Raw genomic sequence first — 14,585 nt, forward strand, 5'->3', positions numbered from 1 at the left:
ACCTCGGTGATGCATCTTTTCCCTCCCACCTGCGGGACGGGAGCGCGAGAAGAAAATCCGGACCTCTCAACGACACCTTTCCCCTCCCGCAAGCGGGAGGGGTTGGGGGAGGGCAGGGTGTCTCACCGAGAACAACCCCACCAAAGAAATTACCCTGCCGCCCGGTCCCCTTCCGCCGGACCTGAAACCGCCATCGACAAGGTACGGCGAAGCAGCGAGGGCGAGCAGGGCTTGCCGCATACCGCGGCCCCCGGATAGCGCGATTGCAGCGCCTGTTCGTCGGCATGGCCCGAATGGAAGATCAGCGGGACGCCCGCCTCGCGCAGACGCTCCGCCGCGGGGAACACCTCTCCGTCGCGCAGGCGCACGTCCAGGATCGCGCAGGCCAGTTCGGGCTTGGCGCTGTCGAGATGCGCCAGCACCTCCTCGACGCTGACATAGGGGCCATCGACCTGATAGCCGCCATCCTCGATGATCGACTGCAAATCCAATGCGACGAAGAATTCGTCCTCGACCAGCAAAATCGTCTTAGTCATGGGACAAAATGCTCTCCGGCAAAGATAGGCTGAGCAGGAAACGCCCTTCGACGCATTTCCGCTCCAGTTCCGCACCCAGTTGGCGTGATGATGTCTGGACGAGCAGCGTGCCGAAGCCCTGGCCCGCCTCCGTATCCGGTAAAGTCCCGCCGCTTTCGACCCAGTCGAGCCGCACCTTGCCCCCGGCCAGCGTCCAGTTCACCGACAGCGTACCGGACGGCTGCGCCAGCGCGCCATATTTGACCGAATTCGTCGCCCATTCGTGCAGGATCAGCGCAAGCGGCGACAGGCACCGTCGGTCGACCAGCAACGAGGGACCGTCCATCGCGATCGCCGACTGGCCCTGATATGGGGCGATCGTGGCCTGGACGAGCGAGCCCAGCTCGATCGCCTGCTGCTCGCCCGCGGGCGAGGCCAGCGAGTGCGCGCGGCCCAGCGTCGCAATCCGCTCGCGCACGTCGTCGGCCATCACGGTCACGTCGTCATGCGAACGCGCCGCTGCCGAGACGATGCCGGAGATGATCGCGAACAGGTTCTTCACCCGGTGGTTCATCTCGCGCAGCATCAGTTCGCGCGTCTCGGCGATGGCATATTCCGCGGTGACGTCGATCGACACGCCGACCATGCGATGCGGCGCGGTCGTGGTGACGACCCGGCCGGATCCCTTGATCCAGCGTTCCTTGCCGCCCAGGTCCAGGCGGAAGGTCATCTCGAAATCGCCCCGGCCCGCCATGGCCTCGGCCAGCGCCAGTTCGACGCCCGGCCGCTCCTCCGGCAGGATGCGGTCGAACACCTGGGCAACGCGTCCCGCATCCTCCTGATCGGCAAAGCCGAACAGCTGGCGACCGGTTTCGTCGAGGATGATCTCGCCGGTGCCCGCGCGATATTCCCAGACGCCGATGCCGCCTGCCTTGATCGCCAGGTCCAGGCGTTCGCGTTCGGCGGCCAGTTCGCGCTCCAGGCTGAGCGCATCGGTGATATCGGTCAGGACCAGCGTCGCGCCGTCGATGCCGTCACCTTGCGTGCGATAGGGCAGGATGCGCAGCGACAAGGTGCGTTCGCCGTCGCGCGTCATCACCCGCTGCTGCGTGGCGGGGCCGCCCGCCGCGACATCGGCCGCACCGCCCAGATAATCGGTATTGGACAGCCGGGTCGACACGTCGGCCAGCAATCGCCCCCTGTCGCTGGGCTGCAGCGGGAAGATCGACCGTGCCGCCTCGGTATAGCTGCGGATGCGCAGATTGCGGTCGAGCACGACGACGGCAAGATCGGTCGATTCGAAGAAATTGCGCAGGTCGGCATTGGCGATGGTCAGCTGGTCGACCTTGGTCTTCAGCTCGTCGTTGACCGTCGACAGTTCCTCGTTCGTCGATTGAAGCTCCTCGTTCATCGACATCATTTCTTCGTTGGAGCTTTTCAGCTCCTCGTTCGCCGTCTCCAGCTCCTCGACGGTCGAGCGCAGCCGGTGGCGGGTCAGCCGGAGTTCGTCCTCCAGCGCCTCGATATGATCTTCGCCCGGCTCCAGGTCGGCCAGATCGCTCGCCTCGACCGGGCTGAACGGCGCGCTGTCGCGGAACAGGAACAGCAGCGAGCCGTCGGCCATCGGGTCGCACACGACCTCGACCTTCTGGATGCCGAATTCGGTGGTCACCGATACGTCGCGCGCCGCGATCCGCTTGCGCGCGTCGCGGGCCTGGCGAAGCATCGGGCCAAACACCTCGCGCAGGCCGGGCCGGGCCAGCGTGACCGCGCTCGACCCGCCGGCGCGGGTCACGGGGAAGTTGAAGTACCGGCTCAGCTTGCCGAACGCCGCCAGGATGCCGCCGTCCTGGTCCACCACCATGCTGGGCGGGGCATAGCGATCGACGATCCGGCGCATCGCCGGGACCTCGTCGCCGGTGGGGACCGCGCCGTCACGCTCGCCCCGCTCGCCACGTCGGCGCAGCGTCGGGCTCGCGCGACCGGGCAGGTCGATGGGGTAGGAGGGCGATCCCGGCGTCCGCTCGAACAGGCGGGCATGGCCGTCGATCGCAGGAAAGAGATGATCGAACCGCCCGACGCTTTCCGACGGGCCCAGGAACAAATAGCCGCCGGGGCGCAGCGCATAGTGGAGCAGCGGCAGGACCGACTGCTGCAACCGGTCGTCGAAATAGATCAGCAGGTTGCGGCACGACACCAGGTCGATCCGCGAAAAGGGCGGATCCTTGACCAGGCTGTGGTTGGAAAAGCGGATCATGTCGCGGATCTGGGCCGAGATGGTGAACCGCTCGGCATGCGGTATGGTATAGCGTTCGCGCAGCGCCGCCGGAATGTCGGCCAGTGCCGAGGCCGGATAGCTGCCGTCGCGCGCGATCTGCAGCATCTGTTCGTCGATATCGGTCGCGAAGATCTGCACCGCCAGCGGCTGCCCGCTTTCGCGCGCCGCCTCCGCGAACAGCATGGCGATGCTGTACGCTTCCTCGCCGCTGGAGCAGCCGGGAATCCAGATACGGATATCCTCGTCCGGGTCGCGGGCACGGGTCAGCGGCAGGATCGCCTTGGTCCGAAGCGTCTCGAACAGCTCGGTGTCGCGGAAGAAGCGCGTGACGTTGATCAGCAGGTCGCGGAACAGCGCCTCGCATTCGTCGGCGTCGCTCTTGATCCGGGCCAGATAGGCCGCACCGGTGTCGATACCCAGCACATGCATCCGCCGTTCGACCCGGCGGACCAGCGTGGTGCGCTTATAGCCCGAAAAGTCATGGCCGACCGCGTTGCGCAGGACGCGGCAAAGGTCGTCGATGTGATCTGCGACGACCTCCGCCTCCTGCTCCTTCGGATCACCCGCCCGGCGCGAAAAGAAGGTGTGGAGACAGTCGAGAATCTCGCTGGGCGGCTTGACGAAATCGACGAGGCCCGTGCCGACCGCCGACAACGGCATGCCGTCATAGCGCGCCGTCTCGGGCTTCTGGACGACGCCGACGCCGCCATTTTCCTTGATCGCGCGCAGGCCCGTCGTGCCGTCCGCCCCAGTGCCCGACAGGATGACGCAGGCGGCGTTCGCCTGCTGGTCGCTGGCCAGCGACAGGAAGAAATCGTCGATCGGACGGCGCAGGCCGCGCGGCTGGATGAAGTCGGTCAGCTCCAGCACGCCGCCGCGAATGGCCAGGCCCCGGCCGGGGGGAATGATATAGACGCGGTCGGCCTCGATCCGTTCCGACCCCTCGCACTGGCGGACCTCCAAATTGGTATGGCGGTCCAGCAACTGGGCGAGCATCGATTCGTGATTGGGGTCCAGATGCTGGACCACCACAAAGGCCATGCCGGTCGGCGCGCGCGCGGGCGTCAGCATTTCGCGCAACGCTTCCAGCCCACCGGCCGAGGCGCCGATGCCGACGGCGGGCACCGATGCGCCGCCGCCATCCACTATCGTATCGGCCTGGGGCAGGTTCGTTTCGGCGCTCACGGAAAGGCCGCTCTGTCGAGGTCCGACAGGGTCAGCTTTGCCTGGGCGATGGTGGCGGCGGTGTTGGCGATGGCTGTCAGCGATCCTTCGAGCACCATGCCGCTTTCGGCCAGGATCGGGGTCAGCTTGCCCAGCGTGCGGCCGAGCTCGGCGTCATACGCGGTCAACCGCTCGGGCTGCGACCGGCTGACGTCGAATTGTGATGCGAAGATATAGGGCATGTCGCCGCCCAGCATACGCAGTTTCGACATGTACAGCAGGTTGACGAAGGGCGAGCCGTCCTTCCGGAAGTTGATGAGCATGGTGCGCACGTTGAGCTGCCGGTCGTTGGCCAGGAATTCCCGAATGCGATCGCGCGCTTCGACATTGTCGGCGTCGCGTTGCAGCATCCGACAGTTATGCCCGACCATATCTTCGCTAGTGTAACCGGTAAGCTGACGGAAACCATGATTGATGAAGATCAGGGGATTGTCACCCCGTGCATCGGCCAGTGCCAACGCGATCGGGGACTGGTCCAGATAGGTGGCCAGATGGCCCGGAATTTCATTGTGGTTCACGAAAAAGCTGGCTCCTCGACGCGCATTCGCATGGCGTCATCGCCGCTGCAAGAGCCGCGATCCATGATGTCCCCCGAGATCATGAAGGTGGCAAACCGATCAGTATGACGCAATGTTCCCATTCCGCACCTTCGGTCGCCATCCTCACCGCAGGCCGGTGACGATGGGCGAGGGGGCGGGCACCGGCTTGGCGCCCAGCCATGCCTGGCGGAACCGGGTCTGATCGGGGGTCAGCGGCTGGCCCAGGCGCTCGTTCGTCACGATTTCCATCGTCGGATCGGCGATGAAGATCAGCGTGCCACGACGCTCACCCCCGCGCTGTCGATAGACGATGGGCAGGCGGTCGCCCGGTGCATGGCTTGCAAGCAGCGCGGTCCAGGCCTCGGGCGTGGTCAGGCTGCGCCCGTCGACGCTGACGATCTGGTCCCCCTTGTCGAGCCCCGCCTCATAAAGCGGCGATCCCGGCGTCGTCGGCCGGGCCAGCGTCAGGCCGGTATCGCCCGCGACCGGTGCGGCCCCCGCCCACGCGGCACCGGGGTGGGCAGCGCGCAGGGTCAGCCCGGCCTGCGCGAGCAGCGGTGCGAAGTCGGGCAGGCCGCTGGCGGTGACGCTGCGCGCGAAGAAACGGTCGGCAAAGCCCTGGTCTCCGGTCACTTGCGCCAAAGCGGTGCGCAGGTCGTCGGGGCGATAGGGCCGCTCGGGTCGCCCATGATTGCGCCACAGCTGGCGCATGTAATCGTCGAGCGAAAGCTGCGGGAAGCGCTGGCGTAATTCCAGGTCGAGCGCGAGTGCGATGACCGCGCCGTACGGATAATAGGAGGTGAAGATGTTGGGGTTCGTCGGGTCGATCGACTGCGCCGCGTCGACGAAGGGCGCGCGCAGGCTCATCTCCTGCGGTCCGCCATAATGGCGGGCCGGCGTGTTGATCAGGCCGTTCAGCGTCCCCGACAGCTGCGCGACATAGTCGTCGAGCGGCATCTCGCCCGCACGAACGACCGCCAGCGGCCCATAATATTGGGTGAAACCCTCCGCCAGCCACAGCGAGGGCGTGGCGTTGGCGCGGGTGAAGTCGAACGGCTCCAGCTCGGCAGGCCGGATGCGCTCGACATTCCAGCTGTGGAAGAATTCGTGGCTCAGCGTCTGGATCTGCGAGAAATTCGCAGCGGCCAGCGAGCGTGCCTGACTGATGACGGTGGAGTTGCGATGCTCCATGCCGTCGCCGCTGATCTGCGGCATGTAATCGGCCAGGAAGGTGTAGGTGCCGTGGTCATAGGCGGGCGTCTCGCCGAAGATGGCGATCTGCTGCGCCACCACCTTCTGCGCCATCGCGGCGAAGCGATCGAGATCGGCGGCGCTGCCGTCATGATGGACGGTCAGGCGGATGCCGTAGGACTTCGGCCCGCTGGTCACCGTCCAGCTGCGCGCGTCCCAGGCGGACAGCTCGACCGGGCTGTCCATGAAATATTGCAGGTCGCGCGCGGTGAAGACGTCCGCCTCGGCGGTCGGCGCAAGCTGGGTCGCGATCTTCCAGCCCGGCGCGGGGTGGAAACGCACCCGCACCGGCCGCGCGTCCTGGCCCACCGCCCATAGGAACGTTGCCGGGATATTTAGCCGCGCATGGGTGGGGTCGATCTGCGCATAGGTGCCGTCACCCCGATCGCCGAACAAGGTGTAGCGGATGGTCACGATGCCCTGATGCGCGGGCACCGTCCAGCCATAGGGGTCGGTGCGCTGGACCGGCAGCGGACGGCCGGCGCCGTCAACGGCGGACACCGAATAGACGTTCTTGGCGAACTCGTGCAGCGCATAACGGCCGGGCGACGAGCGTGCCATCTGGAAACGGACCGGACCGGTGGGCAGGTCGCGATAGGTCACGCTGACCTGTGCCTCATGATGCTCTGCGCGGGGGAAAGCGATGTCGTACTCGACCGCCGAGGGTGTCGCGTCGCGGGGCGTGCGTGCCGTCGTGCGGGGCGCGGACAAGGTGCCTTGCGCCAGCACGGGCTGCATCGCCGTGCCAGCCATCGCCAACGCCGTCATCATCGCCAGAACCCGCATTCCCGATCCCTTCACGCCCATCGATAGGCGGACTTAGGCATGGAGCAACGGCATGGTCCACCGCTTTTCGTGTCGGTCGCTGGCGATGGGGAGGGCGCGCGCGAATCACGAGCTGGCACATTGCAGCAGCCGGTCCCGGCTGGCGTGAGGTGGCCTATGGCCCTGATATGTCCAGAAAATCTGGAGGCGCGACCGGGAATCGAACCCGGGTGCAAGGATTTGCAGTCCTCTGCGTCACCACTCCGCCATCGCGCCTCGATGTGTGGGAGGCGGGCATTTCTGCGGTTTTCATCGTGGTGTCAACAGGCAGTGCGCAGTCGGTTTGAAAAAGTACCCGGAATTTCCGCGTCAGGCTTGCCGCCCGGCATTTCGGCGGATGACGTTCGGCAAAAGCAATCGGCGGCTGATTACATACTCCTATCGACACTTGACATATTGCGCCTCCATCCTGGTGTAAGTCGCAGCGATGGGGTCGGCATGGCTCATGGTCTGATCATGTTCCCATCGCTGCCCCTTCGTGCGTTCCCCACACGATAACTGCGCCCGATTAACAGTCGAGTGCTCGTTGGCGCTACCTGTCGTCCACGCCGCTTGGCGTCGGGGGCTGGCCGCGATAGAAGCGGCGGGAACCAATTTAGTGTATTGCGCAACTAAAACGGTTGTGCGACAGGGATGGGCCATGATGACGACCAGCAATGACTCCTCGAATTTCGACGCAATGCGCCACGCCATGGTGGTCAGCCAGCTGCGTACGACCGCGGTCAACGACCAGCGCGTCGTCGCCGCGATGGCGCGGGTGCCGCGCGAAGTCTTCACGCCCGAGGCACTGCGCGCCGTGGCGTACCGGGACGGCACGCTGGACCTGGGCCATGGCCGTGCGATCAACCTGCCGATGGCGACCGGCCGCCTGCTGACCGAGGCTTATCTGGAGGCGGGTGACCGTGTCCTGCTGATCGGTGCGGCCACCGGCTACACCGCCGCGCTGCTGGTCGACATCGTCGCCAGTGTCGTCGCGGTCGAGGAGCAGGCCGAATTCGCCGCCGCCGCCCGCACCGCGCTGTCGGGCGAGGGCAAGATCGAAGTGGTCGAGGCACCGCTGAACGCGGGTCATCCCGCCGGTGCGCCCTATGACGTGCTGATCATCGACGGCGCGGTCGAGGAACTGCCCGCCGCCCTGATCGAGCAGGTCAAGGTCGGCGGCCGCATCGTGACCGGTCTGGTTGAGAACGGCGTCACCCGTCTGGCGAGCGGTCGCCGGACCGAGGGCGGCCACGGCGTGCGCGCCTTTGCCGATGCCGAATGCGCCATCCTGCCGGGCTTTGCCCGTCCTCGCGCCTTTCAATTCTGAGGGACCATGCGCCTGCACCTGACTTCTGGCCTGACTTCCGGCGTCGCGATCGGCGCGGCCCTTCTGCTCGCCGGCACGGCTTCGGCCGAAACGCTGCGAGAAGCCATGGTGCGGGCGTACCAGTCCAATCCGACGATCACCGGTCAGCGCGCCGCCCAGCGCGCGACCGACGAGAATGTCCCGATCGCGCGTTCCAACGGGCTGCCGTCGTTGCAGTCCACCGGCCAGATCATCGATAATATCGTCGTGGCGAACAACAACTTCCTCAACCCGGAACGCGTCGGCACGGGCCAGGTGCAGTTGTCGGTGCCGCTCTATCAGGGCGGGGCGGTCAAGAATGCGGTGCGCGCCGCCGAGACGCGGGTCGATGCGGGCCGCGCGCAGCTGCGCGGGGTGGAGGCCAATCTCTTCACCAACGTCGTCGCCGCCTATATGAACGTCATCCGTGACGAGGCGATCGTCAATCTCAATACGCGCAACGTCAACGTGCTGGACACGAACCTGCGCGCCTCGCGCGATCGGTTCCAGGTCGGCGACCTGACCCGGACCGACGTCGCCCAGTCCGAGGCGCGTCTGGCCCAGGCGCGCGCGCAGCTTCAGTCGGCGCAGGCCAATCTGATCTCCAGCCGCGAGAACTACATCAACATCGTCGGCATTGCGCCTGTGGGCCTGGAGCAGCCGCCCGCGCTGCCGACGCTGCCCGCCTCGCCCAATGCGGCGGTGGGCGTCGCGCTGGACCAGAATCCGCAGCTGATCGCCGCGCGCCGCTCGGCGGACGCGACCCGCTATGACATCAACGTCGCGCGCGCCAACCGGCTGCCCCGCCTGGCGGCGGTGTCGAGCGGCAATTATTTCAATTATCTGGGGTCGCTGAACGTCCCCAACGTGCCCGCATCGGGTGTCAACGCGACGGTCGGCGTGCAGGTTTCGATGCCGCTGTTCCAGGGCGGTCGTCCGGCGGCGCAGGTGCGTCAGGCGGAGGCCTTGCGTGGCCAGGCGCTCGAGAACGCCACCGCGACCGAGCGACAGGTGGTGGCGCAGGTCCGCTCCGCCTATGCCGTGTGGCAATCCTCGCAGGAGGTGATCCTGTCGGCCGAATCAGCGGTGCGCGCCAATTCGCTGTCGCTGGAGGGTGTGCGGGCCGAGAACAGCGTCGGCACCCGCACCGTGCTCGACATCCTGAACGCCGAGCAGGAACTGCTGAACAGCCAGGTGACGCTGGTGACCGCCCGGCGCGACGCATATGTCGCGGGCTTCGCGCTGATCGCGGCGATGGGCAATGCCGAGGCGCGCGACCTGGGGCTGGACGGCGGTTCGCTCTATGATCCGGTCGCCAACTACAAGCGCGTTCGCAACAGGATCAGCGATTGGGGCGGCGATGGAGAGCCCGCGCCGGTCGCCAGCACCACCGCCGGAACCCCGGCCCAGACGGCGGCGATCACCCGTCCGCTCGACGCCGATGTGAACGCTCCTGTTGACAGGAGCCCCGCATTAACCACAGGTGCAACGGCACCAAGTCGGCAATAAGGCCGACGGGGGCCTTGGGGGGCTTCAATGGGGATTGCGGTCATGGGTGAGATCAGCGCCGAGCCGTCGATGGAGGAAATTCTCTCCTCGATCAAAAGGATCATTGCCGAAGAGGGCGAGGTGCCCGCGCGGCAGCGTCGCCAGCCGCGTCCGGTGCCGTCGCCGGTGATGGACGACGATTCGGCCGAGGTGCTGGAACTCAGCGATCCGATGCCGCTGCGCATGAAGGTCGAGGCTGCCGCCGCGCGTGCCGCCGAATCGGCGATGCGTGCCGTGGTCGATCCCGTGCCTGCGCCGGCACCCGAGCCGGTGGCGCATGTCGCCCGGCCCGCGCCCACTCCCGCACCGGCCCCCGCCGCGCCGCCCGCTCCGTCGTTCGACCATGCCGCCATGGGCGATGACGACGAGGCCGAGGAGGCGATCGTGTCCCCGCGTGCGGCCGAGGCCAGCCGTGGTTCCCTGGAGGCGCTCAGCCGTATGATGGTCAAGCCCGAACCCACCAGCGACGGCACTCTCGAAGGGCTGGTGCGCGACATGCTCCGCCCCATGCTGCGCGACTGGCTCGACACCCATCTGCCCGAGATGGTCGAGGCAATGGTCGCGCGTGAGATCGCCCGGATCACCCGCGAAGGTCGCTAATCTGTCCGCCGGCTTTTCCACCCGCATCGCGATGCGATGCGGAACCGGCGGCACGCGTCCGGGTTCGTTGACCATGAACCCGACACCTGAGACGCCCGATCTGCCGAAATCGACGCGTTCGCACGTGTCGTCGCCTCCGATCGCCGATGCGCGTCAGCCGCATTCGGGTCAGTCGGACATATTTTTCGCGGCCGTAAAGACGACGCGGATGCCGATGATCGTGACCGATCCCCGGCAACCCGACAATCCAATCGTCTTCTGCAACGAAGCCTTCAGCTTCATGACCGGCTATTCCGAGGAGGAAATCCTCGGCACCAATTGCCGTTTTCTCCAGGGCCCCGAAACCGATCGCGACGTGGTGGCGCAGGTGCGGGCGGCGATCGCGCGACGCGACGAGATCGCGGTCGAACTGCTCAACTATCGCAAGAATGGCTCGACCTTCTGGAACGCGCTGTTCGTCTCGCCGGTCTATGACGATGCGGGCGAGCTCGTCTATTTCTTCAGCAGCCAGCTCGACATTTCGCGCCGCCGCGAGGCCGAGGATGCGCTGCACGAGGCGCAGAAGATGGAGGCGGTCGGCAAGCTGACCGGCGGCATCGCTCATGATTTCAACAATCTGCTCCAGGTCATCATCGGCTATGCCGATATCCTTGAGGCGCGGGTCGACCAGGCCGACCGAAGCGGACGCCGCGCGGTCGAGGCGATCGGCGCGGCGGCGGCCCGCGGTGCCACGCTGACCCAGCAGTTGCTCGCCTTTGCGCGCAAGCAGGAACTGCGCGACCGGTTGCTCAACTTCAACCAGCTGATCGAGGATTTCCGCCCGATCCTGAACCGTACGGCGGGCGACGGTATCGCGCTTCGCCAGCGGCTGGAGGAGAATCTCTGGAACTGCCGGATCGACCCGGTCCAGGCCGAGATGGCATTGCTCAACATCGTCACCAATGCGCGCGAGGCGCTGGCCCGCGACGGGCGGCAGGGTGAGATCACATTGTCCACCCGCAACATGATCCACAACGCCGACAGTGCCGAGGGGCCCGCCAGTCTGGAGCCCGGTGAATATGTCGTCGTGCGCGTGGCCGACAACGGCCCCGGCATCGATCCGCAAATTGCCGACAAGGTCTTCGACCCCTTTTTCACGACGAAGGAAATGGGGAAGGGGGCGGGCTTGGGCCTCGCCATGGTCTATGGCTTCATGCGCCAGTCGGGTGGATTGGCGGCGGTCGAGCAGGACGTCGATGGGGCGGCCATCGCGCTGTACTTCCCCCGCGCCGCAGGCGTCACCGAGCGCCGCAGTGCCCCGGTTCTCCCTGCACGCAGCGGCGGGGTCGAGCGGGTGCTGATGGTCGAGGATCAGGACGATGTCGGCGATCTGGGCAAATCGATGCTCGAGGACCTGGGCTATGATGTCGTCCTGACGCGCAGCGCGCGCGAGGCGCTCGACTGTCTGGCCAAGGACAGCGATTTCGCGCTGCTCTTCACCGATATCCTGATGCCCGGCGGCATGAACGGCGTTGCCCTGGCGCAGGTCGTGCGGCGCGACTATCCGAATTTGTCGGTGTTGCTGACCACCGGCTTTGCCGACGAGGCGATCGACGAGGGCGCGCGCTCGTACGAGTTGATCCGCAAGCCCTATCGCCGCGCCGATCTGAACGAACGCATTCGCGCGGTGCTCGATCGGCCCGGGGCCCGCACCTGATAGCATCTGGCGTCCGGCGACGCGGGTGATTAAGGCAGCGGCATGACTGAGCTGCCCAAGACGTTCGACCCCGCCGCAATCGAAGCCCGCTGGTATGGCCATTGGGAGGGAAAGGGCCTGTTCCGCCCCGACCGCCCGAATGCCGAACCCTGGACGATCGTCAACCCGCCGCCCAACGTCACCGGCAACCTGCATATCGGCCATGCGCTGGACAACACGTTGCAGGACATCCTGGTCCGCCATGCCCGCCTGAAGGGCAAGGATGCGCTGTGGGTGGTCGGCACCGACCATGCGGGCATCGCGACCCAGATGGTCGTCGAGCGCCAGATAAACGCGAAGGGGCAGAAGCGCACCGACTTCACCCGCGACCAGTTCCTGGAAAAGGTCTGGACGTGGAAGGCGGAGAGCGGCGGCCAGATCACCGGCCAGTTGCGCCGCCTGGGCTGCTCGATGGACTGGGCGAACGAGCGGTTCACCATGGACGAGGGTTTCAGCAAGGCGGTGCTGAAGGTCTTTGTCGACCTGTACGCCCAAGGCCTGCTCTACCGCGACAAGCGGCTGGTCAACTGGGACGCCGGGCTGGGCACCGCGATCAGCGACCTGGAGGTCGAGACGCGTGAAGTGAAGGGCAACTTCTGGCGCCTGCGCTATCCGCTGGCAGACGAATCGGGCTTCATCGAGGTCGCGACGACCCGGCCCGAGACGATGCTCGCCGACATGGCGGTTGCGGTCCATCCGGACGACGCGCGCTACACCGCGCTGATCGGCAAGCAGGTGCGGCTGCCCATCACCGGCCGACTGATCCCGATCGTCGCCGACGAACATGCCGATCCCGAACTGGGTTCGGGCGCGGTCAAGATCACGCCCGGCCACGACTTCAACGATTTCGAGGTCGGCCGCCGCGCGGGCATCGAAGCGCGCGACATGCTCAACATGCTCGATGCCAAGGCGTGCATCGTTCAGACCGCCGACGGGCTGATCCCCGACGCGTTCCTCGGCCTGTCGAGCGCCGACGCGCGCAAGGCGGTGGTCGCGCGGCTGAAGGACGAGGGCGTGCTGATCCCGCATGTCGACAAGGACGGCGAAGAACACGACGCCGAGCCGCGCACGATCCAGACGCCGTTCGGCGATCGCTCCGGCGTGGTGATCGAGCCCTGGCTGACCGACCAATGGTATGTCGACGCCAAGACGCTGGCCCAGCCTGCGATTCAGGCAGTGCGCTCGGGCGACATCAAGATCGTGCCGCAGGCATGGGAGAAGACCTTCTTCAACTGGATGGAAAACATCCAGCCCTGGTGCGTCAGCCGCCAGCTCTGGTGGGGCCACCAGATCCCGGCGTGGTTCGCCGAGGATGGTCGCGTGTTCGTCGCCGAAAGCGAGGAGGAAGCACAGGCGCAAGCGGGCGAGGGCGTCACCCTGACCCGCGACCCGGACGTGCTCGATACGTGGTTCTCCTCCGCGCTTTGGCCCTTCGCGACGCTCGGTTGGCCCGACAATGGCGACAAGACGCTGGCGGGGCGCTACCCCAATGACGTGCTCATTTCCGGCTTCGACATCCTGTTCTTCTGGGATGCGCGGATGATGATGCAGGGCATACACTTCATGGAAGATGTGCCCTTCAAGACATTGTATCTCCACGGTCTTGTCCGCGCCGCCGATGGCTCGAAAATGTCGAAGTCAAAGGGTAATACGGTCGATCCGCTGGGTCTGATCGACCAGTATGGCGCCGACGCGCTGCGCTTCTTCATGGCCGCGATGGAGAGCCAGGGCCGCGACATCAAGATGGATGAACGCCGTGTCGAGGGCTATCGCAACTTCGCGACCAAGCTCTGGAACGCGGCGCGCTTCGCCCAGGCGAACGGCATCGGCGCATCCGCGACGCTGGAAGCTCCGAACGCGACCCTCGCGGTCAACAAGTGGATCATCGCCGAGACGGTGAAGACGGTGCAGGCGGTCGACCTGGCGCTGGCCGACTACCGTTTCGACGGCGCGGCGAACGCGATCTACCAGTTCGTCTGGAGCCGTTTCTGCGACTGGTATCTCGAACTGATCAAGCCGGTCCTCCAGGGCGGCGAAGCGGGTGGCGAAGAGACGCGCGCGGTCGCTGGCTGGGTGCTCGACCAGATACTGGTCCTGCTCCACCCGTTCATGCCCTTCATCACCGAGGAACTGTGGCACGCGATGGGTGCGCGCGATCATGACCTGATCGTGGCGCACTGGCCGATGGCCGACGCCCGTGCGCTCGACCCGGAGGCGGAGCGTGAGATCGACTGGCTGATCCGTCTGGTCAGCGAAATCCGCGCCGCGCGCACCGAGCTCAACGTGCCGCCGGGCGCGCGCCTGCCGATGTATGTGCGCGAAGCCCATGTCGACACCCAGGAACGGCTGGTGCGTCAGGCCGCGGCACTCGCGCGTCTCGCTCGGGTCGAGGCCGCCGTCGGTGAAGCCGCGGGCGGTGCCGCGCAGGTTGTGGTGGACGAAGCGACCTTCGTCCTCCCGCTGGAAGGCGTGATCGACCTCGACGCCGAACGTCAGCGCCTGACCAAGGCGATTGCGGCGGTCGAGAAGGAGCGCGACGCGCTGGGCGGGCGGCTGGGCAATGCCAGCTTCGTCGAACGTGCCAAGCCGGAAGCGGTGGAAAAGGCCCGCGCCGACCATGCCGACAAGATGGCCGAAGCCGCGCGCCTTCACGCCGCACTCGGCCGCTTGGGCTGACCCCCAGTTCCTCCTCATCGCAAGATGGGGAGGGGGACCGCGGCCGTAGGCCGTGGTGGAGGGGCGA

At 66.4% G+C, this 14,585-nt stretch carries 9 protein-coding genes and 1 tRNA gene; 5 read left to right on the plus strand and 5 right to left on the minus strand.

Features of this window, described 5'->3' with window-relative positions:
* Positions 1 to 149: 149 nt before the first annotated feature.
* The 5 genes from SOM26_RS00085 to SOM26_RS00105 all read right to left on the minus strand — a co-directional run bounded on the left by SOM26_RS00085 (position 150) and on the right by SOM26_RS00105 (position 6,848).
* A complete protein-coding gene (locus tag SOM26_RS00085) occupies positions 150 to 536 on the minus strand; it encodes a response regulator (protein ID WP_320450702.1) in 387 nt (128 codons plus the stop codon).
* Positions 529 to 3,864: a CheR family methyltransferase gene (locus tag SOM26_RS00090; protein WP_414712003.1), complete on the minus strand. Its 3,336-nt coding sequence runs from the start codon at positions 3,862 to 3,864 to the stop codon at positions 529 to 531. The genes SOM26_RS00085 and SOM26_RS00090 overlap by 8 nt, the downstream gene beginning before the upstream one ends.
* 110 nt (positions 3,865 to 3,974) lie before the next feature.
* Positions 3,975 to 4,535: a PAS domain-containing protein gene (locus SOM26_RS00095; RefSeq protein WP_320450704.1), complete on the minus strand. Its 561-nt coding sequence runs from the start codon at positions 4,533 to 4,535 to the stop codon at positions 3,975 to 3,977.
* Positions 4,536 to 4,679: 144 nt separating this feature from the next.
* Positions 4,680 to 6,608, minus strand: a complete 1,929-nt coding sequence (locus tag SOM26_RS00100; protein ID WP_320450705.1) for a M61 family metallopeptidase — start codon at positions 6,606 to 6,608, stop codon at positions 4,680 to 4,682.
* A gap of 166 nt (positions 6,609 to 6,774) precedes the next feature.
* Positions 6,775 to 6,848: transfer RNA gene (locus SOM26_RS00105), tRNA-Cys, on the minus strand.
* A 424-nt stretch (positions 6,849 to 7,272) separates the two neighbouring features.
* On the opposite strand from SOM26_RS00105, the gene SOM26_RS00110 reads away from it, so the two are divergent.
* From SOM26_RS00110 to SOM26_RS00130, 5 genes are all read left to right on the plus strand, one after another.
* Entirely contained in the window at positions 7,273 to 7,941 is a 669-nt protein-coding gene (locus tag SOM26_RS00110) for a protein-L-isoaspartate O-methyltransferase family protein (protein ID WP_320450706.1), read from the plus strand.
* Between the two features lie 6 nt (positions 7,942 to 7,947).
* A complete protein-coding gene (locus tag SOM26_RS00115; protein ID WP_320450707.1) occupies positions 7,948 to 9,468 on the plus strand; it encodes a TolC family outer membrane protein in 1,521 nt (506 codons plus the stop codon).
* 42 nt (positions 9,469 to 9,510) lie between these two features.
* Positions 9,511 to 10,107 (plus strand): DUF2497 domain-containing protein, encoded by a 597-nt coding sequence (locus SOM26_RS00120; protein ID WP_320450708.1) that lies wholly within the window; start codon positions 9,511 to 9,513, stop codon positions 10,105 to 10,107.
* 73 nt (positions 10,108 to 10,180) lie between these two features.
* The gene (locus SOM26_RS00125) at positions 10,181 to 11,803 is read left to right on the plus strand and encodes a histidine kinase famiy protein (RefSeq protein WP_320450709.1); all 1,623 of its coding nucleotides are present in this window, start codon (positions 10,181 to 10,183) and stop codon (positions 11,801 to 11,803) included.
* A 42-nt stretch (positions 11,804 to 11,845) separates the two neighbouring features.
* On the plus strand, positions 11,846 to 14,518 hold the full coding sequence (locus tag SOM26_RS00130; RefSeq protein WP_320450710.1) for a valine--tRNA ligase: 2,673 nt from the start codon (positions 11,846 to 11,848) through the stop codon (positions 14,516 to 14,518).
* Positions 14,519 to 14,585 lie beyond the last annotated feature (67 nt).

It is taken from the genome of Sphingomonas sp. CFBP8993 (assembly GCF_034044895.1).
In the GTDB taxonomy this organism is placed as follows: domain Bacteria; phylum Pseudomonadota; class Alphaproteobacteria; order Sphingomonadales; family Sphingomonadaceae; genus Sphingomonas.